Annotated in this window: 22 protein-coding genes and 1 pseudogene; 6 read left to right on the forward strand and 17 right to left on the reverse strand. The window is 70.3% G+C overall.

The window, feature by feature from the left end; genetic code table 11:
• Positions 1–159: 159 nt before the first annotated feature.
• From Afe05nite_RS36530 to Afe05nite_RS36545, 4 genes are all read right to left on the reverse strand, one after another.
• Complete coding sequence (locus Afe05nite_RS36530) at positions 160–2,082, reverse strand: ABC transporter ATP-binding protein (RefSeq protein ID WP_203821913.1); 1,923 nt, start codon at positions 2,080–2,082, stop codon at positions 160–162.
• Between the two features lie 104 nt (positions 2,083–2,186).
• Positions 2,187–2,987 (reverse strand): enoyl-CoA hydratase/isomerase family protein, encoded by an 801-nt coding sequence (locus tag Afe05nite_RS36535; protein WP_203821884.1) that lies wholly within the window; start codon positions 2,985–2,987, stop codon positions 2,187–2,189.
• On the reverse strand, positions 2,984–3,211 hold the full coding sequence (locus Afe05nite_RS36540; protein WP_014441759.1) for a helix-turn-helix domain-containing protein: 228 nt from the start codon (positions 3,209–3,211) through the stop codon (positions 2,984–2,986). The genes Afe05nite_RS36535 and Afe05nite_RS36540 overlap by 4 nt, the downstream gene beginning before the upstream one ends.
• A 427-nt stretch (positions 3,212–3,638) precedes the next feature.
• Entirely contained in the window at positions 3,639–5,243 is a 1,605-nt protein-coding gene (locus tag Afe05nite_RS36545) for an ABC-F family ATP-binding cassette domain-containing protein (protein WP_203821885.1), read from the reverse strand.
• Between the two features lie 241 nt (positions 5,244–5,484).
• On the opposite strand from Afe05nite_RS36545, the gene ypfJ reads away from it, so the two are divergent.
• On the forward strand, positions 5,485–6,426 hold the full coding sequence (gene ypfJ / locus Afe05nite_RS36550) for a KPN_02809 family neutral zinc metallopeptidase (protein ID WP_203821886.1): 942 nt from the start codon (positions 5,485–5,487) through the stop codon (positions 6,424–6,426).
• On the opposite strand, the gene Afe05nite_RS36555 is transcribed toward ypfJ, so the two are convergent.
• Positions 6,423–7,055, reverse strand: a complete 633-nt coding sequence (locus Afe05nite_RS36555; protein ID WP_203821887.1) for an acVLRF1 family peptidyl-tRNA hydrolase — start codon at positions 7,053–7,055, stop codon at positions 6,423–6,425. The two genes, ypfJ and Afe05nite_RS36555, sit on opposite strands and share 4 nt — an antisense overlap.
• Positions 7,056–7,087: 32 nt before the next feature.
• Between Afe05nite_RS36555 and Afe05nite_RS36560 the strand changes: the two genes are divergently transcribed.
• Positions 7,088–7,777, forward strand: a complete 690-nt coding sequence (locus Afe05nite_RS36560; protein ID WP_203821888.1) for a DNA alkylation repair protein — start codon at positions 7,088–7,090, stop codon at positions 7,775–7,777.
• Here the strand turns inward: Afe05nite_RS36560 and Afe05nite_RS36565 are convergent.
• Together Afe05nite_RS36565 and Afe05nite_RS36570 are read right to left on the reverse strand one after the other, a co-directional pair.
• Entirely contained in the window at positions 7,755–8,354 is a 600-nt protein-coding gene (locus tag Afe05nite_RS36565; protein WP_203821889.1) for a LysE family transporter, read from the reverse strand. The genes Afe05nite_RS36560 and Afe05nite_RS36565 overlap by 23 nt on opposite strands.
• Before the next feature lie 144 nt (positions 8,355–8,498).
• Positions 8,499–11,927 carry an NACHT domain-containing protein gene (locus Afe05nite_RS36570; RefSeq protein ID WP_203821890.1) on the reverse strand — a complete coding sequence of 1,143 codons (3,429 nt, stop codon included), beginning with the start codon at positions 11,925–11,927 and terminating at the stop codon, positions 8,499–8,501.
• A gap of 95 nt (positions 11,928–12,022) precedes the next feature.
• On the opposite strand from Afe05nite_RS36570, the gene Afe05nite_RS36575 reads away from it, so the two are divergent.
• The gene (locus Afe05nite_RS36575; protein ID WP_203821891.1) at positions 12,023–12,718 is read left to right on the forward strand and encodes a histidine phosphatase family protein; all 696 of its coding nucleotides are present in this window, start codon (positions 12,023–12,025) and stop codon (positions 12,716–12,718) included.
• On the opposite strand, the gene Afe05nite_RS36580 is transcribed toward Afe05nite_RS36575, so the two are convergent.
• The gene (locus Afe05nite_RS36580) at positions 12,710–13,465 is read right to left on the reverse strand and encodes a maleylpyruvate isomerase family mycothiol-dependent enzyme (protein ID WP_203821892.1); all 756 of its coding nucleotides are present in this window, start codon (positions 13,463–13,465) and stop codon (positions 12,710–12,712) included. The genes Afe05nite_RS36575 and Afe05nite_RS36580 overlap by 9 nt on opposite strands.
• Before the next feature lie 203 nt (positions 13,466–13,668).
• On the opposite strand from Afe05nite_RS36580, the gene Afe05nite_RS36585 reads away from it, so the two are divergent.
• Entirely contained in the window at positions 13,669–14,262 is a 594-nt protein-coding gene (locus Afe05nite_RS36585; RefSeq protein ID WP_203821893.1) for a hypothetical protein, read from the forward strand.
• 4 nt (positions 14,263–14,266) lie between these two features.
• On the forward strand, positions 14,267–14,650 hold the full coding sequence (locus Afe05nite_RS36590; protein WP_239118466.1) for a hypothetical protein: 384 nt from the start codon (positions 14,267–14,269) through the stop codon (positions 14,648–14,650).
• Between the two features lie 45 nt (positions 14,651–14,695).
• On the opposite strand, the gene Afe05nite_RS36595 is transcribed toward Afe05nite_RS36590, so the two are convergent.
• The 8 genes and pseudogenes from Afe05nite_RS36595 to Afe05nite_RS36630 form a co-directional block, all read right to left on the reverse strand.
• Positions 14,696–15,205, reverse strand: coding sequence for a metal-sulfur cluster assembly factor (locus Afe05nite_RS36595; RefSeq protein ID WP_239118467.1), 510 nt, complete (start codon positions 15,203–15,205; stop codon positions 14,696–14,698).
• The gene (sufU, locus tag Afe05nite_RS36600) at positions 15,202–15,672 is read right to left on the reverse strand and encodes a Fe-S cluster assembly sulfur transfer protein SufU (protein ID WP_203821894.1); all 471 of its coding nucleotides are present in this window, start codon (positions 15,670–15,672) and stop codon (positions 15,202–15,204) included. Before sufU ends, Afe05nite_RS36595 begins: the two co-directional genes overlap by 4 nt.
• On the reverse strand, positions 15,672–16,901 hold the full coding sequence (locus tag Afe05nite_RS36605; protein WP_203821895.1) for a cysteine desulfurase: 1,230 nt from the start codon (positions 16,899–16,901) through the stop codon (positions 15,672–15,674). The genes sufU and Afe05nite_RS36605 overlap by 1 nt, the downstream gene beginning before the upstream one ends.
• 21 nt (positions 16,902–16,922) lie before the next feature.
• Entirely contained in the window at positions 16,923–17,684 is a 762-nt protein-coding gene (sufC, locus tag Afe05nite_RS36610; RefSeq protein ID WP_203821896.1) for a Fe-S cluster assembly ATPase SufC, read from the reverse strand.
• Positions 17,681–18,013, reverse strand: a complete 333-nt coding sequence (locus Afe05nite_RS36615) for a non-heme iron oxygenase ferredoxin subunit (protein ID WP_203821897.1) — start codon at positions 18,011–18,013, stop codon at positions 17,681–17,683. The genes sufC and Afe05nite_RS36615 overlap by 4 nt, the downstream gene beginning before the upstream one ends.
• Entirely contained in the window at positions 18,010–19,155 is a 1,146-nt protein-coding gene (sufD, locus tag Afe05nite_RS36620) for a Fe-S cluster assembly protein SufD (RefSeq protein WP_203821898.1), read from the reverse strand. Before sufD ends, Afe05nite_RS36615 begins: the two co-directional genes overlap by 4 nt.
• A gap of 51 nt (positions 19,156–19,206) precedes the next feature.
• Positions 19,207–20,628, reverse strand: a complete 1,422-nt coding sequence (gene sufB, locus Afe05nite_RS36625; protein WP_203821899.1) for a Fe-S cluster assembly protein SufB — start codon at positions 20,626–20,628, stop codon at positions 19,207–19,209.
• Position 20,629: 1 nt separating this feature from the next.
• A pseudogene (locus Afe05nite_RS36630) lies at positions 20,630–21,347 on the reverse strand (helix-turn-helix transcriptional regulator); the annotation flags it as partial.
• A gap of 147 nt (positions 21,348–21,494) precedes the next feature.
• On the opposite strand from Afe05nite_RS36630, the gene Afe05nite_RS36635 reads away from it, so the two are divergent.
• Entirely contained in the window at positions 21,495–22,430 is a 936-nt protein-coding gene (locus tag Afe05nite_RS36635) for a COX15/CtaA family protein (protein WP_203821900.1), read from the forward strand.
• 40 nt (positions 22,431–22,470) lie between these two features.
• Here the strand turns inward: Afe05nite_RS36635 and Afe05nite_RS36640 are convergent, their stop codons facing one another.
• The gene (locus Afe05nite_RS36640) at positions 22,471–23,424 is read right to left on the reverse strand and encodes a glycoside hydrolase 5 family protein (protein ID WP_203821901.1); all 954 of its coding nucleotides are present in this window, start codon (positions 23,422–23,424) and stop codon (positions 22,471–22,473) included.
• Between the last annotated feature and the right edge of the window lie 19 nt (positions 23,425–23,443).

The raw sequence follows: 23,443 nt of genomic DNA on the forward strand, positions 1-23,443 counted from the left end.
GGCTCATTGCTCGACCTGATCGCGCCCGGCCGGGACTTGGCCCACGCCAGCGGCCAGCCCCACCAAGCCGGCCCTCGTCAGCGGTAGCGTCCGGCGGCGCGGCCCAGCCTGACGCCGGCGACGCAGCTTGGCGTCACCCCGACGGCGGTTCGGCTCCGGTTAGGGGGTTACCTCGCGGGTGGTGGGGATCGGCACGACTTCGACGTCTGCGGCCGGCGGTGTGGAGGCGACGGCGAACTGGGTGCGGTAGAGCTCGGCGTAGAGGCCGCCGGTGGCGACGAGTTCGGCGTGGCGGCCGCGTTCCACGACGCGGCCGTCGTCGAGCACCAGGATCAGGTCGGCATCGCGGACGGTGGAGAGCCGGTGGGCGATGACCAGCGCCGTGCGGCCCTCGAGAGCCGTGCTGAGGGCCCGCTGCACGGCCGCCTCGCTCTCGCTGTCGAGGTGGGCGGTGGCCTCGTCGAGGATCACGATCGACGGGTGCTTGAGCAGCAGCCGGGCGATCGCGATGCGCTGTTTCTCGCCGCCGGAGAAGCGGTAGCCGCGCTCCCCCACCACCGTGTCGAGGCCGTCGGGCAGGCTCGCCACCAGGTCGGCGACCTGGGCACCGCGCAGGGCCGCCCACATGTCGTCGTCGGTGGCGTCCGGCTTGGCGTAGCGCATGTTCTCCGCGATGGTCTCGTGGAACAGGTGCGAGTCCTGCGTGACCACGCCGATGGTGTCGCGCAGCGAGCCGAGGGTGGCGTCGCGCACGTCGACCCCGCCGACCAGCACCGCTCCCTCCGTGACGTCGTAGACCCGCGAGACCAGCATCGACGTCGTGGACTTGCCCGCTCCGGACGGCCCGACCAGGGCGACCAGCTGACCGGGCTCGACGACGAAGTCGAGGCCCTTGAGCACCGGGGCGCTCTCGGTGCGGTCGAGCGTCGCCACGTCCTCCAGGCTCGCGAGCGACACCTCGGCCGCGCTCGGGTAACGGAAGTGCACGTCGCGGAACTCGACCCGGCCCGAGCCGGGCGGGATGTCGACCGCGCCGGGCTTCTCCTCGATGGCGGGCCGCAGGTCGAGCACCTCGAACACCCGGTCGAACGAGACGAGCGCGCTCATCACGTCGACCCGCACGTTGCTGAGCGCCGTGAGCGGGCCGTAGAGCCGGGTCAGCAGCAGGGCCAGGGTCACCACCGTGCCGGCCGTGACGCTGCCGGTGACGGCCAGCCAGCCGCCCAGACCGTAGGTCAGGGCCTGGGCCAGGGACGCGACGAGCAGCATGGCCACGAAGAAGGTGCGCGAGAACATCGCCTGCTGCACGCCGATGTCGCGGACCCGGGCGGCGCGCTCGCCGAACCGCGCGGCCTCGGTGTCGGGCCGGCCGAACAGCTTGACCAGCAGCGCACCGGAGACGTTGAACCGCTCGGTCATGGTCGCGTTCATCTTGGCGTCGAGGTTGTAGGACTCGCGGGTGATCTCGGCGAGCTTCTTGCCGACCCGCCGGGCCGGGATGATGAACATCGGGAGCAGCAGCAGCGACAGCGTGGTGATCTGCCAGGACAGGCTGAACATGACGGCCGCGGTGAGCACCAGCTGGATGACGTTGCTGACCACGCCGGACAGCGTCGAGGTGAAGGCCCGCTGGGCGCCCATCACGTCGTTGTTGAGCCGGCTGACCAGGGCGCCGGTCTGGGTGCGGGTGAAGAACTGCAGCGGCATGCGCTGGACGTGGTCGTAGACCTTGGTGCGCAGGTCGAGGATGATCCCCTCGCCGATGCGAGCCGAGTACCACCGCTGGGCCAGGGACAGGAACGCGTCGACGACGGCCAGCCCGGCGATCGCCAGCGCGAGCTTGACGATCAGGGACGCGGCGCCGTCGCCGCCGCCGGTGATGGCGTTGACGACGTGGCCGGCGAGCAGTGGGGTGGCGACCCCGATCGCCGCGTCGAACACGACGGTGATCAGGAAGACCACGATGTCGCGCCGGTAGGGGCCGGCGAAGCGCACGATGCGGCGTGTGGTGCCCCGGGTCAGGCGGTGCTGGCTGACCCGGTCCGAGTTCTGAATCGAGCGCAGCATGTTCCAACTCGACATGCTCATCCCGTCACCTCCCGGGTCGTCGTCGGCGGGCAGTCAGAGTCTGCACCGCGGGTACGACAAGAAACCCGGGGGGTAAGGAATGTATTCCGGTCCGATCCTTACTCGCCGGCACCCAGCAACTCGCTCAGGCGCCGCGTCTGCGCCTCCCGCTCGGCCCGGTCCTGCTCCGCGTACGACCGCAGGGGTGCGCCCGCGAGCAGTGCCTTGATCTCGGCCGTCGCGCCCGCGTCGGCCGAGACGACCGCGGCGGCCAGGTCGGCTACCGCGCCGGACAGCTCCCCGGCGGGAACCACCGCGGTGGCCAGGCCGATCCGGTCGGCCTCGTCGGCGGGGATGCGCCGGCCGGTCAGGCAGATCTCCAGCGCCCGGGACGGCCCGACCAGCTCGGTGAGCCGCTTGGTGCCGCCGAGATCGGGTACGAGGCCCAGGGTCACCTCGGCCATGGAGAACTTCGCGTCGTCGGCCAGGATTCGCATGTCGCAGTTCAGTGCGAGCTGGAATCCGGCACCGATCGCATGTCCGTTCACCGCCGCGATCGTCACGATCGAGGGGTTACGCAACCAGGTGAACGCGGACTGGAAGCCGGCAATGCGATCCGCGCACTCCGACGGCGACAACTGTGCGAGTGTGGCTAGAGAAGAATCGCCGCCGCCGCGCGCGGCCGACAGATCGAGGCCCGCGGAAAACGCACGTCCCTCGCCTCGGACAATGACTACTCGCACGTCTCCCGGTAATTTCCGGGAAATGTTCGAGAGTTCTGCCCACATCGCCGGCGTCTGCGCATTGAGAACCTCGGGCCGGCACAACGTCACCGTTGCGACCGGCCCGTCCAGGTCGTAGCGAACTCCCACCTCGTCGGCGGGACCGACGCTGCCAGGCTCGGCGTTGTGCGTCGTCACGCCTTCTTGCGGCGACGAGCGCCGCCGCGCTGGCGCAGCTGGACGCCCGACTCCGTGAGAACCCGGTGAACGAATCCGTAGGAACGGCCGGTCGAAGCCGCGAGTGCGCGAATGCTCTCGCCGGAGGTGTAACGCTTGACCAGATCCTTCGCTAGTGACTGTCGCTCGGAGCCGACGATTCGGCGACCCTTCTCGGTGCTGGTGGCTGTGCCCGTGGCTGCCATGTTGAATCCTCACGTCCCAGACTGTGCGGTTCGATACGGTCCCACCTATTAGACCGCCTCCAACGATCATGCGCTAGGCATCCTGGCTTAGCCAACGTGCCCATTTATCACTGTCAGGAACTTGACCCTGACCATCGGCATCAATGTCGGGCAGTTAACTGACGTTAGGCAGAGTGCAATTCCGACCGCTCGGTAGGTAGTGGGTCTTGGCCGCCCAAGACCATCGATCACCTGCGGAAACTCTTGATCGAGGGCGCACCGTGGAGGGATATGACGCACCGTCGATGCGACGAACACGCACCGGCGTCGCCGCGGTTGTGCCAACTTGGCGGCGGCCGGAGCGATGCCCGGCCTGACCGCAAACGCCCGAACGTCGCACTGTCTGTGTGGGCACCAGTTGACAACTGACGATCCACGGCAACCGGGCTCAGGCCAGCTCGACGAGCTCCAGCAGATCGTCGCTCCAGGCGTCCTCGTCGCCGTCCGGCAGCAGGATCGCGCGGTCCGGCTTGAGCGCCTGCACGGCGCCCGCATCGTGGGTGACCAGCACGATCGCGCCCGGGTAGTTGGCGATGGCGTCGAGCACCTGCTCGCGGCTGATCGGGTCGAGGTTGTTCGTCGGCTCGTCCAGCAGCAGCACGTTGGCGCCCGAGCAGACCAGAGTGGCGAGGGCCAGGCGGGTCTTCTCGCCACCGGAGAGCACTCCGGCGGGCTTGTCGACGTCGTCACCCGAAAAGAGGAACGCGCCGAGGATCTTACGCAGTTCGGTGTCGGTCTGCTCGGATCCGGCGCTGCGCATGTGCTCCAGGATCGTCCGGTCGACGTCGAGCGTCTCGTGTTCCTGGGCGTAGTAGCCGAGCCGCAGGCCGTGCCCCGCGCGTACCTCACCGGTGTCCGGCTTGAGCAGGCCGCCGAGCATGCGCAGCAGGGTGGTCTTGCCGGCGCCGTTCAGGCCGAGGATGGCGACCCGGGAGCCGCGGTCGACCGCCACGCTGACGTCGGTGAAGATCTCCAGCGAGCCGTACGACTTCGACAGCTCGCTCGCGGTGAGCGGCGTCTTGCCGCACGGGGCCGGGCTGGGGAACCGGACCTTCGCCACCTTGTCCGAGGTCCGGACCTCCTCGAGGCCGCCCAGCAGCTTCTCGGCGCGGCGGGCCATGTTCTGCGCGGCGACCGTCTTGGTGGCCTTGGCCCGCATCTTGTCGGCCTGCGCCATCAACGCGCCGGCCTTCTTCTCGGCGTTCGCCCGCTCGCGGCGGCGGCGGCGCTCGTCGGTCTCGCGGGCCTCGAGGTAGGTCTTCCAGCCCATGTTGTACATGTCGACGACCGAGCGGTTGGCGTCGAGATACCAGACCTTGTTGACCGCCGCGTCGAGCAGCTCGACGTCGTGGCTGATCACGATGAGGCCACCCTTGTGCTGGGCCATGTAGCCGCGCAGCCAGGCGATGGAGTCCTGGTCGAGGTGGTTCGTCGGTTCGTCGAGCAGCAGGATGCCCTTGCCGTTCTGCCCGGAGTTGGCGAACAGGATGCGGGCCAGCTCGATCCGGCGGCGCTGACCGCCGGAGAGGGTGCCGATCGTCTGGGCCAGGGCGCGGTCGGGCAGGCCCAGGTTCGCGCAGATCCGCGCGGCCTCGGCCTCGGCCCCGTAACCGCCCAGGGCGGAGAACCGGTCCTCGAGCTGACCGTACCGCTGGATCAGTTTCTCCTCGGCGCTCTCCTCCAGCTCGATCTCGAGCTTCTGCATCTCGGCGAGGATGGCGTCGAGCCCGCGGGCGGACAGCACCCGGTCCCGGCCGGTCACGTTGAGGTCGCCGGTGCGCGGGTCCTGCGGAAGGTAACCGATCTCACTGGTGCGCTCGACGGTCCCCGCGTGCGGGGTGCCTTCGCCGGCCAGCACCTTCAGGGTCGTCGTCTTGCCCGCGCCGTTGCGGCCGACCAGGCCGATCCGGTCGCCGGGCTGCACCCGCAGGGTGACCGGGGACAGCAGGATCCGGGAGCCGGCACGCAGCTCGAGTCCGGTGGCGGTGATCATCTGATTGCTCGCTTCCGAGAGAAAAGGCCGGCTCCGGGCAAAGGAGGCGCCGCCACCTCAGTGGTCAGCCCAGGCGTCGGCCCGGGCCGTGGTGAGCGCGGGTCGGACCGCCCTGGAGCAGGGTCAGCCTTCGCAGAGCAGCACTACGCCATACTACCGGGCGGCCCATGTGGCCTCCCAATCGATTAGTTATCAAGATCATCGGGTATCCCGGCGTCAACCCCGCGTCAGTGAGGATGAGATGGAACTCAACGAGAACGCTGACATCGACACCAGTCAGGTCGACGACCAGCGCGGATCGGGTGGTGGCGGAGGCGGCTTCGGCGGCCTGCCCATCCCGATCGGCGGCGGCGGTCTCGTCGGCATCATCATCACCGTCGTGCTGGCTCTGGCCGGCGGTTACTTCGGTCTCAATCAGCTCGGCGGTGACAGCGGCAGCAGCAAGTCCGGCGACAACAGCAACATCCAGCAGGACTGCGCCGACAAGGCCTCGGCGCGCACCAAGCTCGACTGCCGCAACGTGCTGTTCGTCAACTCGATCCAGGCGTTCTGGACCGAGGCCGAGCCGCAGTACTTCGGCAAGCAGTACCAGCCGGCCAAGACGGTGCTCTTCTCCAACCGGGTGAGCACCGGCTGCGGCGCCGCCGACTCGGGTGTCGGCCCGTTCTACTGCCCCGCCGACGACCGGGTCTACATCGACCTCACCTTCTACCAGCTGCTCGCCAAGCAGCTGGGCGCGCCGGGTGAGTTCGCCCAGCCGTACGTGCTGGCTCACGAGTACGGCCACCACATCCAGGACCTGGTCGGCACCGAGGCGAAGATGCGCAAGGCCCAGCAGGGCGCCTCCGACGCCGACCAGAACCTGCTGTCGGTCAAGCTGGAGCTGCAGGCCGACTGCTACGCGGGGGTCTGGGCGCACCACGCCACCGAGACCAAGTCGAAGAACGGCCAGCCGATCTTCAAGAGCATCTCCGACAAGGACATCCAGGAGGGGCTCGACACCGCGAAGCAGATCGGTGACGACACCCTGCAGAAGCAGAGCGGCGGCTCGGTCAACCCGGCCGAGTTCACCCACGGCACGTCCGCCGACCGGCAGAAGTGGTTCAAGGCCGGCTTCGACTCCGGTGACCCGGTGAAGGCCTGCGACACGTTCGCGAACGGGGCCGTCGTCCAGGGCGACTAAGGCTCACGCACCAGCACGGACACCGCCCGGGCCCCGGCGATCGCGGACAGCAGAACCGCGTGCCGGGGCTCCGGCACGTCCAGGAACCGCTCGGCCCGGATCTCGGCGAGCGGCCGCAGCGGGGGCGGCGCGAGCACCGCCTCGACGGCCGTCCGGTCCCCGCCGGTGACGAGCGCGGTCAGGTCGCGTACACCAGGAAGCAGAATGCGCCCGACGATGCCGGCGCCGTCGGCCGCCGCCGCCTTGGCCTGATTGTCGCGGCGGCGCGCGAAGCGCTGCTGCGACCACCCGCCCGCCGCCGTGCGACCCTGCACATAGTGCGTGTCCACCTTGGACACCACCAGCTCCGGGCCGTCCGCGATACCGGCGGCCACCGCGCCCTTGCGCGCCAGAAGCAGACCGAGGCGCCGCGGTGCCTGAGCCAGGCGGATCAGCTCGGTCATCGTCGCGGCCGGCCCGGCACCCGGCGGCGGCTGCCAGGCCGCCGACGCGCCGTCGGCGGCGATCAAGGTCAGACCCTCTTCGGTGTACGGCCCGTGCCGGGTCGCGAAGTTCTCGAGCCACCGGGGCAGCCGCTCGGGCGCGACATCCACCCATTTCCCGCCGCCCGCGGCCGCCCGCTCACTCATTCTTGTCACACTACGGTGGCAGGATCGGGGGCGTGACGGACCTGGCTTCGACGCTGCTGGCGCGGCTCGACAACGACCTCGCCGCCGAGCGTGACCCGCAGCGCGCCGCGGCGATGGCGGCCTACATGCGCGACCAGTTCGAGTTCGCCGGCCTGGCCGCGCCGGCCCTGCGCGCGGTCGAGCGCTCGGCGTTCGGCCGCCTGCCCGAGCCGACTCCGGCCGATCTGCGCGAGTTCGCCCTGGCGTGCTGGGCGCGCCCGGAGCGCGAATTCCACTATGTGGCCGTCAGCTACCTGCGAAAACATGTCAAGCGGGCCGGCTCCGGCTTCCTGCCGGTGGCCCGCGAGCTGATCACCACGAAGCCCTGGTGGGACACGGTCGACCCGCTCGCCACCCGGGTGGTCGGCGACCTGGTCCGGCTGCACCCGCTGCTCGCCGGCGTGCTGGACGCGTGGTCGGCCGACGACGACAAGTGGCTGGTGCGCACCGCGATCCTGCACCAGCTCCACTACGGCCCGGCGACCGACACGGCCCGCCTGTTCGGCTATTGCGCCGCCCAGGCCGAGCACCCCGACTTCTTCGTACGCAAGGCGATCGGCTGGGCCCTGCGGCAGTACGCGCGGACCGACCCCGGCGCGGTGCTCGCCTTCGTCGATGCGCACCGCGACCGGTTGTCGGGTCTGTCCGTGCGGGAGGCGACTAAGCACTTGTCAGCAGCCTGATCGCGAGGAGGGTGAGCACCGCGCTGGAGACCAGCGCCGTGCTCAGGCGGCCGCGTTCACCGGTCAGCACCCGGCCGATCAGGGTGCCGCCGCCGGCCAGCAGCAGCTGCCAGCTCGCCGACGACAGGAAGGCGCCGGCCACGAACCAGGCACCGCCGCCCGTCCCCGCGCCACCCAGCACGAGCGCGGCGAAATAGATCACCGTGGCCGGGTTCAGCAGGGTCAGGGCCAGCAGACCGGAATAGGCCCGGGCCGCCGTGGCCGGCTTCGCCGCGCGGCCGTCCCCCGGCGCCCGGAACGCACCGCGGGCTGTCCGGGCGGCCATGACCAGCAGAACCATCGCCGCCAGCCACCGGAGCGGCGTGGCGACCGGGGCGATCAGGGAGGCCGCCGCGGCGCCGCCGAGCACCGCGATGCCCGCGTAGATGCCGTCGGCGGTGGCCGCGCCCAACCCCGCCGCCGCACCCACCCGCAGGCCGGTGCGCGCGGACAGTCCCGCGATCAGGACACCGATGGCCCCCACCGGCACGGCGACCCCGTAGCCGGCGATCACGCCGGCCAGGAACGGCGCGCTCACGACAGCTGCTGGGCGACGATCCCTTCGACGACGCGAGTCTGCTGCCGCCCGGCCCGTCCGGCCGCCGCGACAGAGACTCCGGTGGGCTTCAGCAGCATGGTCACGCCGCCATCATCGGGTCCGCCACCGGCCGGCGCCAGCGATTTACGGGTTGTCGTTCAGCCAGTCGTCGACGCGCTCGTCCACGTGCGTCAGCGCGGCCTCCACGGCGGAGACGGTGTCCGGCATCGCCGCCAACGCCACCAGCGCCGAGCGCAGCTGCTCCGAGCCCGCCGCCAGCCAACTGAACTCGTCGAACGCCGTGTGCAGATCGGCCCGCCATCGGTCGGTCCCGGTCCGCAGCCCGGCCAGCAACACCCGGAAGGACTCCAACTCGCCCCGGATCTCGTCCGGCGACGCCTGGCTGCGCGTGCGGTTCAGCTTGCCGACCACGTCCGGCCCGCGGCGCGGCCGTTGAAGCAGGGCGACCGCCCGGACAACCGCGGCCAGCAGCCCGGGGGGATCGGAGGTGACCGGCGCCGCCCGGACGAACTCCAGGACGAGCTCGGCGATCTTCGGGGTGCTCGGATCATCGCGCCCGGCGCGGTCGAGGACGGTGGCCGCGGTGCGCAGCCACACCTCGGCGGTCCCGATCGCCCTGGCCGCGGTCTCGTAGAGGACCAGGTGCGCGGCTTCGATCGGGGCGTCGTGGTGTGCCGTCAACGCGAGCAGGAGCTGATCGGTGTACTCGTGCTGCCACTTCTCCCCGGCGAACCGGTCGGCGAAGACCAGGCATCGACGGTAGGCGGCAGTCATCCGGTCGGCGGCAAGGTGGCTCGAGGGCAAGAGCCAGATCGTCGACAACGCGTGGGCGGCCGACTCGACCGTCCCCTCGGGCTCGGACCAGAAGATCCGGGTGGTGAGACTCAGCTTCGTGGTGGCCCACGGCTCGAGGTTGTGGCGCATGAGCTCGTTGTTCACGCCGCCCTCGAAGTGCAGCCGCCGGCTCTGGGTCGGCCAGTCGAGGCCGCCGACGAAGAACCTCTCGGACGACTGCGGCCCGCCGATCAGCCAGCGCGCATCGGGCAACGGGACCGCCGACGTCCCGTCACCGACGGTGAGTCGCACGTCCCGGCCGCGCGGGCCGTCGCACCGCTCGACCACGAACGTCTCGGCGAGAGTGCCCCATCCCTCGTCGTCGAGTTGGGCGTGCCAGAGCATCGCGTGGTCGTGCCACTGCCGGAACGGGGTCGGCTCAGCCGGCGCGACGAGGTCGCTGAAGAGCAGACCACCCGACGTGACGACCGCGAGCAGGGTGAGGTTGACGGTGTAGGCGGCGAACCGGGCCGCCACGTTGCGCCCCGGCACCGGCTGATAGGCCGAGACCGGCCAGGCACCGTCGCGTCCGCCCTGCCGGAAGATCCGGACCAGCACGTCGGTCCACCGCTGCCGCTCGCCGGCGGTGAGCCCGGCCGCCATCTCGGTCAGGAAGGTGACGATCGGTGCCCGGCTGGTCAGGGACACCTGGGACAGCAGGTCGGTCATCAGGTCGTTGCCGGTCGGCGGCCGGACCGCGACGGTGACCGCGTCGCGGGCGACCGCCTCGGCCAGCAGCTGCCAGGTGAAGCGGGCGACCAGGTATTCCGCGAAGGTCGCGTGCAGGAACTCGTAGGTCCGCCTCGGCTGTCCGCCGCGGATCGCCTGCGCCCGGTGGAGGAAGAAGAAACGGCCGAAGATCAGCTCGGACTCGCCGGGCGGCTCGCCGAGGGTGGCGGCGAGGTCGCCGGTCACCGCGCTCTCGCCGACCCACTGGGCGGAGCGGTTCAGCATGGCGAAAGCCACCACCGCCAGCCGGGTCAGTTCCCGGGCGGCATCCGGTTCGAGGGCGGCCGGCGACAGCTTCGGATCCGCCTTCGCGGCCTCCCGCCGGGCGAAGCCGAGGAGCAGTTGCTCGTAGAGCTCGCCGGTGGTCAGCCGGCCACGGCCGCGCAGGGCGTTGGCGTCGCTGTCGTAGAGGGCCAGCATGAGCAGCAGCAACGGCTGCCCGGCCAGGTCGGGATGGGCGAGCACGGCGTCCGGATCGAGCGGGGTGCAACCGCGTACGGCCAGGTTGGTCGCGTTTGTCTCGTTCCACATCCCGACCCAGCTGCGGATCCGTGGTTCGTCGAACGGCTGGAGCCGCATCAGCAGCGTCTCGGGTGGTAGCGCGGCCCGGTCGGCCACGCTGATCCGGCTCGTCACGATGACCGCGGCGGCTCGGCCCTGCTCCTGCTCCCGCTGCTGGAACTCGGCCACCTTCTGCAGGAAGTCGGTCTGGCTCACCCCGGTGGCCTGCAACAACTCGTCGAAGCCGTCGAAGAGCACGACCGGCAGGGCCTCGGTGGAGCGGGCCAGCTGCGCCCACGCCGCCTCCTCGGTGGTGGCGGCCATGATCGCCTGCTCGATCTGCTGGTGCAGGAGCACCGAGCTGTCGACGTCGCGCAGGGGCACGCGGATCGGCAGGAAGCGGGTCTCGGACAGGCGGGCGGCGAGGATCCGGGTCAGCACCGACTTGCCCGCGCCGGGCTGGCCGAGCACCAGCAACGGGGCGCGCAGTGCTCGCGGGGAGCCCAGGAAGCCGGCCAGGAAACGGTCGATGTCGTGGCGCACCTCGACGTCCTGCCACGTCGCCTCGTCGGCCGGGGAGCGGGTGGCGGACCGCTCGGCGACCTGGAAGGCGGGCGGGATGTAGGCCCGGTCCAGCGTCGGCACGTCGAGGCCGTCGGGCAGGTCGACCGACTCGACGATGCGGTGCCGGAGCATGGCCGCGTGGGCGCGGCGCAGGGCGTCCGGCACGCCGTCGGCCCGGGTCGCCCGGGCCACACCGCTCAGCAGCCGCTCGAGTTCGCGCAGCGACGGTTCCAGCATGTCGAGACGCTGCTCGACGAGCTGCTGGTGGCGGCGGTCGATCCACAGTGCCATGTCCGGGCACTCCGCGGAGAGGTCGAGCAGCATCTGTTCGTACCGCTGGCGCGCCCGCCGCCCGCCGGCGGTGATCTCGCCGTGCAGGACGTTGCGCTCGCCGTCGCTGAGGTCGTCGAACGGGGCGAGGCCGCTGAGGAAGCGGAACAGGCTCGCCGAGAGGCTCGCGTAGAAGGTGTCCAGCTCGGCGAGGTACCGCTCGTGCGGGATGTGCGGCTCGGGCAGCGCGACCCCGGCCCGCAGCGCCGCCGTCGTGAGGTCGCGCGCGCCGGTGACGTCGTGGCCGGCGAGCCGCAGCTGATCCTCGCCGGTGAGCCGGGCCCAGTCGAGGTCGACGTCGGAGATCGCGTCGAAGTAGGCCGCCACCACGACGATCGTGTGCGCGGCCGCCAGTCGCTCGGTGCGGTCCCGCCGCCCCGAGCCGACCATGGCGCGCGCGGCCTTGGCGGCCAGCTCGCCGGAGACCCGGGCCAGTTCGGCCCGGAGATCAAGCAGACCCAGCAACTGAGGTACGGCGATGGCCGCGCCCGCCAGCACACCCCCGGTGATCGTGTCGAGCCGCCGGAAGGCCGCCGACTCCGGGCCGCCACCCAATATCCGCACCGCATCGGCATAACTGATCGTCTTCGCCACGACACCGATTGTTGCGGCGCGACCCCACTCCCGTCAGCCCCCGTGGTGGCTCGCATCGCTGCGGTGGGCACCCCGGCCTGGATAAGGTCCGGGACATGAGCGTGGTTGGCGAGCTGATTCTGGTACGACACGGGCAGAGCCTGGCTAATGTGGCATTTCCGGCAGCGGACGAGCGGGGGCTCCTCGAGGCCGAGGTGAGCGGGCGGGACGCCGAGGTGCCGCTCACCGACATCGGCGAGGCGCAGGCCGCCGCGGTCGGCTCCTGGCTGGCGGCACTCGCGCCGGAGCAACTCCCGCAGATCGTGATCACCTCCCCCTACCTGCGCGCCCGCGAGACCTGGCGGATCGCCGCCGAGACCGCCGGCCTGGACCTGCCGAAGCCGGTCACCGACGACCGCCTCGTCGACCGCCTCCTGGGCGAGCTCGAGATGCTCACCCGGGCGGCGGTGGCGCAGCGTTTCCCCGGCGAGGCGGACCGGCGCGCCGAGGCCGGCGAATACCGTTACGCCCCGCCCGGCGGCGAGTCGTTCGCCGACGTCGAGGCCCGCCTCGCCGCGTTCCTGCTCGACCTCAACCGCAAGCACGCCGGCGAACGCGTGGTCGTGGTCGCCCACGACGCCGTCGTGCTGATGATGCGGGCCGTCATCCAGAACCTGCGGTGGGACGAGGTCATCGAGATGGAGAGGGCCGAAGGCACCGTCCGCAACGCCTCGATCTCCCAGTTCCTGGAGCGCGCCGGCCACCTCGAGCTGGTCCGCTACAACTTCGTCGACCACCTGCCCTCACTCTGACGGTTGCCACTCGAGCAGCTCGGCCAGCACCGCCCGGTCACCGTCGACGCGCAGGTCGTCGAACGGGATGCGCCCGTAGAGGGCCAGGACCAGCTCACTGGCCGAGCTGTGCACGGTGGCCAGCGGCTCCCCGCTGGCGGGCGGGTCGAGCCGGGCCCCCGACGGCGACAGGTCGAGAATCCAGGACGGCCCCTCGGTGGCGGCGAAGGTGATCCGCGCCGGCCGGTTGGGCCACGGCCCACTGGCCCCGAGGCCGACCTCGATGAACTCGGCCACCCCGTCGACGGCGATCGCGGCCGGCAGCGGCTGCGGCTTGCCGACCGACTCCTGCGCGTCGTAGGCGTGCACAGCCGCCTCCTGCACCTGATGCCGCGCGATGGCCCCGGCCGTCATCGGCGCCCCGGACGCACCCCACCAGGCCCAGGCCGGCGAATCAGGCCCGGCCACCCGAAGCGCGTCGATCAGCAGACGGGTCGACTCCCCGAACCACTCCAGCAGGTCTCCCTGCGGCTCGAAACCACCCCGCTGCTCCTCCCCGGGCGGCGCCGACGGATCGGCGAGCCTGGTGGTGACCGCCCAGAACCGCTGCACCCCGCTGATGTGCGCGACAAGGTCCTGAAGCGTCCAGTCAGGACACCCCGGCACCCGCACACCGAAGTCGGGCGCCGCGGCCGCGGCCTCCCGAAGCACCTCCGACCGGTCCTCGATCTGCCCCAGTAGCTGCTCGAACGGCACAGTGTCAGTCATGCCCTGGTTCTACCACCGGGGTATGACAGTTGCCCTCGGTATCTACAGTGGTCACTCCGAGGCGCCGTCGGGACGGACGGGTGATGCCGCGATCGAGGCCCCACCACAGCGACGGCGAGCCTCCCGAAGACGGTGGCAGCCCGGCACACCCTCGTTCGTCAGGCGACGGAGGCGGCCCCGACAGCGTCGCCGCGCTGCAAGAGGTGACGCTGGCCCGGATCCAGCAGGGACACCTCGGCGGTGACCGAGGAACGGGGGCTCGAGCCGCCGCCGCTGCGCCACCGCTGAGTCCCGAGGACGCCGAGCTCAGCCTTTGGGAGGCGATACACGCCAGGACGGGCGAAGAGCCGCCGACAATCAAGTTCACTGCCAACGATGCGGCCTATACCGGGGCTCACACGCTGGAACGGCACGGTCCGGACATTCCGCTGCGGCGAGATCCCGGCCGGAAGACGATCGAGGGCCGCATCTACAAGGACTACGGCTGGGACAAATGGGCCAGCGGATCTTTCAAGTGGAACGACCACACGACTCTGCACCGGACCGTGAACGACTACGTTCAGAACAACTGGGAGCGGATTCGCAGCAACCTGGCTGTCAACGGCGAGCACGAAGATGTGTTCGACGCCGGCCACGCGATCGGCGAAGGCTTCGTCAATGCGGGGATGTTCGGTGCCGGCCCCAGACAAGCGCAGTATTCGGTCACCAGCACGGTGCGGATCGTCATCCAACTCGATCTTGGAACCGATCCCCCGCAACCGTTCATCGTGACGGCGTTCCCCACCGGATTAGGGTGACCCTATGGACCTCTCGCGTCTTCCCGAACCGCTGCGCCGGGCCGTCGAGGAACGGTTGGCCCGGCCGCCCATGGAGACAGCGAGTCGCTTCTTGGGTGCCCATTTCAACGACGCGGAAACCCTTCCGGAAGCCCGCGCCGGTCTGGAGAGACTGGCGCAGACGAACATCCGCGTCCACCAGGAGGCGCTGCGCGCCCTCGAGGCGGTCATCGCCGATCCGCCGAGCGAGCCGAATGCCGTGGCGCGCCTCGTCGCCTGGGACGCGAACTGGGGTCTCGACGACGAGTCGGATGCCGGGGCGCTCGCGTTCCTGCGTACGGTCGCTCAGATGCTTCGTGAGGTCATCGCGCAAGCGCCGCCGAGTGCGCAACGCTGGCGCTGGGAATGAGAAACGCCGGGAGTGGCGGACCACCCCCGGCGTGACGCACGCAGATCAGACGTTGAAGCCGAGGGCTCGCAGCTGCTCTCGCCCGTCGTCGGTGATTTTGTCGGGGCCCCACGGGGGGAGCCACACCCAGTTGATGCGGAAGTCGTCGACCAGGCCGCCGCCCGGGCCGGTGGTCAGGGCGGCTCGGGTCTGCTCCTCGATGACGTCGGTGAGGGGGCAGGCCGCGGACGTCAGGGTCATGTCGAGGGTGACCACGTTGTCGTCGTCGACGTGGGTGCCGTAGACGAGGCCCAGGTCGACCACGTTGATACCGAGTTCGGGGTCGACGACGTCCTTCATCGCTTCCTCGATGTCGTCGGCGCTCGGCTTCGGCCTGGTGGCGGTCGGGGTGGGCAGCGCCTCCGGGCCGGTGGCCACCGGGCCGGGCTCAGGGGCGATGACGCCGGCGTCGACGGCGGCCTGGCGTTCGGCCTCCACCGCGGCGTCGACCGCCAGGTCGGACTTCCACGCGGGTTCCTCGGTGGAGAATCCGTCGGCTTTCACGGTGTCGGTCATCGTGCCCCTCCTGTGCCTTCCGGGACCTGCTCGGCGCTCACGTCGACGCCGGCACGTGCCGCTGCGTCCTTCAAAGCCATCCACGGCAGCAGCGCGCATTTCACGCGAGCCGGGAACTTGGCCACGCCGGCGAACGCGATCGCGTCCTGCAGGACGTCCTCGTCCGGTTCGACCTGGCCGCGTCCCTGCATCAGCGCGACGAACGCCTCGTGGACGACCGCGATCTCGCCGGCGGTCTTGCCGACGAGCAGTTCATGCATGACGGACGCGGAGGCCTGACTGATCGAGCACCCGAGTCCGTCGTAGGAGATGTCGGAGAAGTCGGCCGGAACCCGCACGGTGATCTCGTCGCCGCACGTCGGGTTCACGTGGTGGGCTTCGCCGTCGTAGGGGTCGCGCAGGCCACGCCCGTGCGGATGCTTGTAGTGGTCCAGGATGATCTCCTGGTACAGCGCGTCGAGCATCATCAGCCGAACACCTTCCGGACCTCGTCGAGGCCCCGCGCGAGCGCGTCGATCTCGTCAGTCGTCGTGTAGATGTAGAAGGACGCCCGCGTCATGGCCGGCACGCCGAAGCGCGCACAGGTCGGTTTGGCGCAGTGGTGCCCGACCCGCACCTCGACCCCGAGGGCGTCCAGGACCTGCCCCACGTCGTGCGGGTGCACCCCGTCGACCGCGAAGGACAGCGTCCCGCCTCGCCCTTCGGGCGTCGCCGGGCCGAAGACACGCACGCCCGGCACATCACTCAAGGTCTTCAGCGCGTACGCGGTGATGTCCTGCTCATGCTGGTGGATCTCGGCCATGCCCAGTTCGTTGAGGTAGTCGACGGCCGCGCCGAGTCCGATCGCCTCGGCGATCGGCGGGGTGCCGGCCTCGAACCGGGCCGGCGGGGCGGCGTAGGTGGTGCCGCCCATCGTGACCGTCTCGATCATCGAACCGCCGCCGAGGAACGGGGGCATCTTCGCGAGCAGCTCGAAGCGGCCCCAGAGCACCCCGATGCCGGTGGGCCCGAGCATCTTGTGCCCGGTGAACGCGATGAAGTCCACGCCGAGCCCGCGCACGTCGACCGGCAGGTGCGGAACCGACTGCGAGCAGTCGAGGGCGACGAGCGCGCCGACCTCGCGGGCCCGCGCGACGATCCCGGACACGTCGTTGATCGTGCCGAGGGTGTTGGACATGTGCACGACCGACACCAGCCTGGTGCGCTCGTTGACCAGACCCGGCAGGTCGGACAGGTCGAGCCGGCCGTCGTCGGTGATGCCGAACCAGCGCAACGTCGCGCCGGTGCGCTCACACAGCAGCTGCCACGGCACGATGTTGGAGTGGTGCTCCATCTCGGAGATCACGATCTCGTCGCCGGGCTTGAGCGCCAGCATCTGCCCGGCCGAGTGGGCGATCAGGTTGAGCGCCTCGGTCGAGTTCTTGGTGAAGACGATCTCGTCGGGGGTGCCGGCGTTCACGAAGGCCGCGATCTTGGCGCGGGCCTCCTCGTACGCCGTCGTGGCCTCGGTGCCGAGCGTGTGCACGGAGCGGGACACGTTGCCGTTGTGCCGCTCGTGGTGCACGCGCATGGCGTCGAGCACCCGGCGCGGTTTCTGCGAGGTGTTCGCACTGTCCAGATAGACCAGCGGGTGGCCGTTGACCTCCCGCTCGAAGATCGGGAAGTCGGCTCGGACCCGGGCCACGTCGAACGTCATCGTTCTTCTCCCAGTCGACTATCAGGCGCGCGCGGCCACGTAACGCTCGTAGCCCTCGGCTTCCAACTGCTCGGCCAGCTCCGGGCCGCCCTCCTGGACGATCTTGCCGGCGACGAAGACGTGCACGAAGTCCGGCTTGATGTAGCGCAGGATGCGGGTGTAGTGGGTGATCAGCAGCAGGCCGGTCTCGCCGGTCTCGCGGACCCGGTTGACACCCTCGCTGACGATCCGCAGCGCGTCGATGTCGAGGCCGGAGTCGGTCTCGTCGAGGATCGCGACCTTCGGCTTGAGCAGTTCGAGCTGCATGATCTCGTGCCGCTTCTTCTCCCCGCCGGAGAAGCCCTCGTTGACGTTGCGCTGGGCGAACGCCGGGTCCATCTGCAGCTTCTCCATGGCACCGCGCAGCTCGCCGGCCCAGGTGCGCAGCTTCGGCGCCTCGCCGTCGATGGCCGTCTTGGCGGTGCGCAGGAAGTTGGCCACCGACACGCCGGGAACCTCGACCGGGTACTGCATGGCCAGGAACAGGCCGGCGCGGGCGCGCTCGTCCACGGTCATGGCGAGGACGTCCTGGCCGTCCAGGGTCACCGAACCGCCGGTGATCTCGTACTTCGGGTGACCGGCGATGGAATAGGCGAGGGTCGACTTGCCGGAGCCGTTCGGCCCCATGATCGCGTGGGTCTCGCCCGCCTTCACGGTGAGGTCGACCCCGGCCAGGATCGGCTTCAAGTCGCCCTCGGGCAGCTTCACCGACACCTGCAGGTCGCGGATCTCCAGGGTGCTCACGGCATTACTCCATTACTCGGCTCGGTCGAAACGTAGATGTCGCCGTCGCGGATCTCGACGGGGAAGGTCGCCACCGGCTCGGTGGCGGGAAGGCCGGACGGCACGCCGGTGCGCAGGTCGAAACGGGACCCGTGCAGCCAGCACTCGAGCGTGCACCCGTCCACCTCGCCCTCGCTCAGGGCCACCGCGGCGTGACTGCACTCATCGCGTACGGCATAGAAGTTGCCGTCGTCGGCATGGACCACCGCGATCTCGACGTCGTCGAGCTCCACCTGGATCGCGGTGCCCTTGGCGACGTCGGACACCGGGCCGACGAGCGTGAAGCTCACGACGCGTACTCCGCCAGCCGGGCCTCGATCGCGTCGCCCAGCCGCTCGCGCAGCTCCTCGACCGGGATCTTGTTGACCAGCTCGGCGAAGAAGCCCCGGACGACCAGCTTGCGGGCCTCCCCTTCGGGGATGCCGCGGGCCATCAGATAGAACAACTGCTCGTCGTCGAAGCGGCCGGTCGCGCTCGCGTGCCCGGCGCCGGCGACCTCGCCGGTCTCGATCTCCAGATTGGGTACGGAGTGAGCGATGGCGCCGTCGGTGAGGATCAGGTTCCGGTTGATCTCGTACGTGTCGGTGCCGGTCGCCGTCGCCCGGATCAGCACGTCCCCGACCCAGACGGACTTCGCCGACGCGCCCTGCAGCGCCCCGCGGTAACCGACGTAGCTGCGGCAGTCGGGGACGCTGTGGTCGACCAGCTGGCGGTGCTCGAAGTGCTGACCGGCGTCGGCGAAGTAGAGGCCCCACAGCTCGGCGTCGCCGCCCCGGCCGGTGTATTCCACCGAGGTGAACTGGCGGACCAGGTCTCCGCCGAGGGCGACCTGCACGTGCTGCACCCGGGAGTCCTTGCCGACCTGCAGCTTGATGTGCTGGGCCTGCACCGCGCCGGCGTCCCACTCGGCCAGGGTGACGAACGTCAGTTGCGCGCTGTCGGCGGTGACGACCTCGATGTTGTCGGCGAGCGACGCCGTACCGGTCTGCTCCAGAATGACGGTCACCTTGGCGAACGCGCCGACCTTGACCACGGTCCGGGCCGCGGCGGCGTCGCCGCCCTTACCCACCACGCGGATCACGACCGCCTCGGCGAGCTCGGTCTCCGGCGCCACCTCGACGAGCGTGACGCCGTCGGCCGAGCCGTAGGCGAGCGCGCTGATCCGGTCGAACGGAACGAGCACCGGCCCGGCGCCGTCCACATCGGACGCGGCCACGTGCGACACCGTGACGCCGGCCGGCAGTTCACCGTGCTCGACAGCCGGCGCCACCCCGGTCAGCTTCGTGGCCGACACCAGGTCGCCCAGCCGCTTGAGCGGGGTGAAGCGCCACTCCTCCTCCAGGCCGTTCACGGCCGGGAAGTCGGCGACGTCGAAGGAGCGCAGCACCTGCGACTTGGTGCTGGGCGGAGGAGCAATTGCCTCGGTAGTCATCTCTTCCTTCGTATTTCCGGCCTGACCATGGGACGCGCGGCGCGATGGGCGCTAGCCCACGGCCCCTTCCATCTGCAGCTCGATAAGGCGGTTCAGTTCCAGGGCGTACTCCATCGGCAGTTCCTTGGCGATCGGCTCGATGAAGCCACGCACGATCATCGCCATCGCCTCGTCCTCGGTGAGACCGCGGCTCATCAGGTAGAAGAGCTGGTCCTCGGAGACCTTGGAAACGGTCGCCTCGTGCCCCATCGACACGTCATCCTCGCGAATGTCGACGTAAGGGTAGGTGTCGGACCGGGAGATGGTGTCGACCAGAAGCGCGTCGCACTTGACCGTGCTCTTCGAGTGCGAAGAACCCTCCAGGACCTGGACGAGACCCCGGTACGAGGTACGGCCGCCGCCGCGCGCGATCGACTTGGACACGATCGTCGACGACGTGTGCGGAGCGGCGTGCACCATCTTGGCGCCGGCGTCCTGGTGCTGGCCCTCACCGGCCATCGCCACACTCAGGACCTCGCCCTTGGCGTGCGGGCCGGTCATGTAGACGGCCGGGTACTTCATCGTCACCTTGGAGCCGATGTTGCCGTCGATCCACTCCATGGTCGCGCCCTCTTCGCAGACGGCGCGCTTGGTGACCAGGTTGTAGACGTTGTTCGACCAGTTCTGGATGGTCGTGTACCGGCAGCGGGCGTTCTTCTTCACGATGATCTCGACGACCGCCGAGTGCAGCGAGTCCGACGAGTAGATCGGCGCGGTGCAGCCCTCGACGTAGTGCACGTACGCACCCTCGTCCACGATGATCAGGGTCCGCTCGAACTGGCCCATGTTCTCCGTGTTGATCCGGAAGTAGGCCTGCAGCGGGATGTCGACCTTCACGTTCTTGGGCACGTAGATGAACGAGCCGCCCGACCACACGCTGGTGTTGAGCGCGGCGAACTTGTTGTCGCCGACCGGGATCACGGTGCCGAAGTACTCCTGGAAGATCTCCGGGTGCTCCTTGAGGGCCGTGTCGGTGTCGAGGAAGAGGACGCCCTGCTCCTCGAGGTCCTCACGGATCTTGTGGTAGACGACCTCGGACTCGTACTGAGCCGCGACGCCGGAGACGAGGCGCTGCTTCTCCGCCTCGGGGATGCCCAGCTTGTCGTACGTGTTCTTGATGTCGGCCGGCAGGTCGTCCCAGGAGGCCGCCTGCTTCTCGGTCGAGCGCACGAAGTACTTGATGTTCTGGAAGTCGATCCCGGTGAGGTCGGCACCCCACGACGGCATCGGCTTGCGGTCGAACAGGCGCAGGCCCTTGAGCCGCAGGTCGAGCATCCACTGCGGTTCGCTCTTCAACGCGGAGATGTTGCGCACCACGGCCTCGGACAGGCCGCGCTGGGCGATCGCCCCGGCGGTGTCGGCGTCGGCCCAGCCGTACTCGTACTTGCCCAGGGCGGCGAGGTGCTCTTCCTGAGTGACGATCTGGTCGGTCATATTCTGTCCTAACCGTGGTTTCGATCTTGTGAAGCTTCGATTCGGTGCAGCGGACCGGGGATGTGCGTGGTGCACACCTCGTCGCCGTGCGCGATGGTGGCGAGACGCTGCACGTGGGTGCCGATGAGCCGCGAGATGACCGCGGTCTCGGCGTCGCACAGCTGGGGGAACTCCGCGGCCACGTGGGCCACCGGGCAGTGGTGCTGGCACAGCTGCCCGCCGGACGCGATCGTGGAAGCATTGGCAGCGTAACCCTCCGCCGTCAGCACCTCGGCGAGCGCCTCCGCCCGGGCGATCGGGTCGTCGCCGGCCTCCCGGATCGCCGCCCGGCACCGCTCCTCGAGAGCGGACACCTGCGACGCGGCGAACTCACTGACCGCACCCGGCCCGTGCCGCTGGGCGATCCAGCGCAGCGCCGCCATGGCGATGCCGTCGTAGAAGTGCGGGAACGACTCCCGGGCGGCCGCCGTGAGCACGAACGCCTTGGCCGGCCGACCCCGCCCGCGCGGGCCCTTGTGGCGCACCTCACGGGTCTCCACGAGGTGCTCGCCGAGCATCGCGTCCAGGTGCTTGCGGATCGCCGCCGGGCTCAGGCCCAGCTCGCCGCCGAGCTCCGCCGCCGTGGCCGCCCCGCGCTCGAGCAACAATTGGGCGACCCGGTCCCGGGTGCGACCGTCGGACGCGCTGGCTGCCGCCACCGCACCGCGTTGGGTCAGCATCTCACCGCCCCGGATCAGCACCTCGTTTTTCACTACGCCAACGTTACGTATTTCCGCCGGGCCCTGCAAACCGGCCCCCCGGTGATCCAGGACACCGCCGTGATTCACCCGTGGGTCCCGCGGGCCGCCCCCGCGCCGCTGCGTACGATGCCAAAGGTGAAGGTTCCCGCGCTGCGCCCGATCGCCCTGGCCTCCCTGATCGCCAACGTCGGGCTGATCGTCACCGGTGCGGCGGTCCGGCTCACCGACTCCGGCCTCGGCTGCCCCACCTGGCCCCGCTGCACCGACGGCTCCTACACGACCACGAGCGCGATGGGCGTGCACGGCGTCATCGAATTCGGCAACCGGCTGCTGACCTTCGTGCTCGGCGCGATCGCGCTCGCCTGCCTCGTCGTCGCCCTGCTCGACCGACCCCGCCGGCGCCGCCAGGTCCGGCTGAGCGCGGCGGTCCTGCTCGGCATCCCCGGTCAGGGCGTGGTCGGTGGCATCACCGTGCTCACCCACCTCAACCCGTGGGTGGTCGGCCTGCACTTCCTGCTCTCGATGGCCCTGATAGTCGCCGCCTACTTCCTGTGGCGATCGACGTACGAGGGGGATGGCACCCCCATCCCCCTGGTGGCGCCCCCGCTGCGCCACTTGACCGCCCTGACCGTCCTCGCCAGTGCGGCCGTCATCGTCCTCGGCGTGGTCGTCACCGGCAGCGGCCCGCACTCCGGCGACAACGGCGCCAAACGCAACGGCCTCGACCCCGCGTCCATCTCGCAGGCCCACGCCGACGCCGTGTTCCTGCTCATCGGCTTGACGATCGCCCTGTGGTTCGCCTTGCGCGCCGTCGGCGCCCGCACCCCGGCCCGAGCCGCCCGCACCCTGTTCGTCGTCGAGATGGCGCAGGGCCTGATCGGCTTCGTCCAGTACTTCACCCACCTGCCGGTGGCCCTGGTCGCCGCCCACATGCTCGGCTCCGCCCTGGTCTGGACCGCGACCCTGAGCGTCCTGTGGTCGATCCGCGAGCGCCCGGCGCACCCGCAGCCGGCCGTGCCGGAACCCGCCGCGGTCGTCCAGCAGCCGGTCCCCGCCTCCTGACCTCCCCTGACCCCACCCGCGTCCGGGTGGGTCGCAGTCCTCACGCGTCCCGAACGGCCCGCCGGTAGAACTCGAACGACGGCTTCCGGGCGTACTCGTCAGTGACCAGACCGAACGCACCCAGCGCCTCCCCGCTCGCGGTGTCCGCGTCGCGGAGGCCGAAGAGTTCGTAGACCGTGACGTTCAACGCGGCCGCCTGTTCCCGCACGACGGACAGCATCGTCGCGAGCGAAGCCACCTGGTCCCGGCCGGGCAGGCTGGGTGAGCCGGTCTCGCAGACATGGATCGGCACGCCGGCCGGGATCCCCGCCGTTGCCAGGCTGTGCTCGCGCAGGTGCCGCAGCGCGTGCTCGGTCATCGCGCGCAGCATCTCGACCGGCACCGGCGTTCCGAACGCGTCGGGATAGAGGCCCAGCCCCACGTAGTCGACCGCCGACAGGTCGGCCTCGGCCAGCCTTTCCCAGAACGCGTCGTCCCCGCCGAGCCACTCGGCCGGCTCCGCCACCGAGAACCCGACCCGGACCGGCGCGTGCCCGGCGGCGTCCAGCGCGCGGCGGGCATGGGGGATCCCCTCGGTCAGGGCCTCCACGACTCCCGGCGAGCTGCCGTCGAGGTACGGGATCGGGACGTTCCCCTCGAGCGTGACCTGCAGGTATCGCGTGATCCCGGCGTACCGCTCCACCACCCGGTCGAGAAAGGCGAGCCAGCCCGCCAGATCCGCCTCCGCCGGCAGATAGCTGACCACCAGGTCGAGCTCGCGGCCGCCACTGACGTACCAGTCGTCGGGCATGGGCAGCCGCTGCAGCTCCCCCGCCACGCCGAGCGACATCACCACGGCCGGGTCGGGGTCGGCACCGAGGAAATGCACATATTCCCGGACCACGAACGGCCGGCCCGCGCCGAGCTCGTCGACCAGCTTGCCGACCTGGCGCGGATCCAGCTCCCGCGAGCACACGAGACCGGCCCGGCCCCCCGCGTAGACCCCGTACTTCATGTCACTCTCCCCTGATCGC

It is taken from the genome of Paractinoplanes ferrugineus, from assembly GCF_016862195.1.
GTDB classification, from domain to species: domain Bacteria; phylum Actinomycetota; class Actinomycetes; order Mycobacteriales; family Micromonosporaceae; genus Actinoplanes; species Actinoplanes ferrugineus.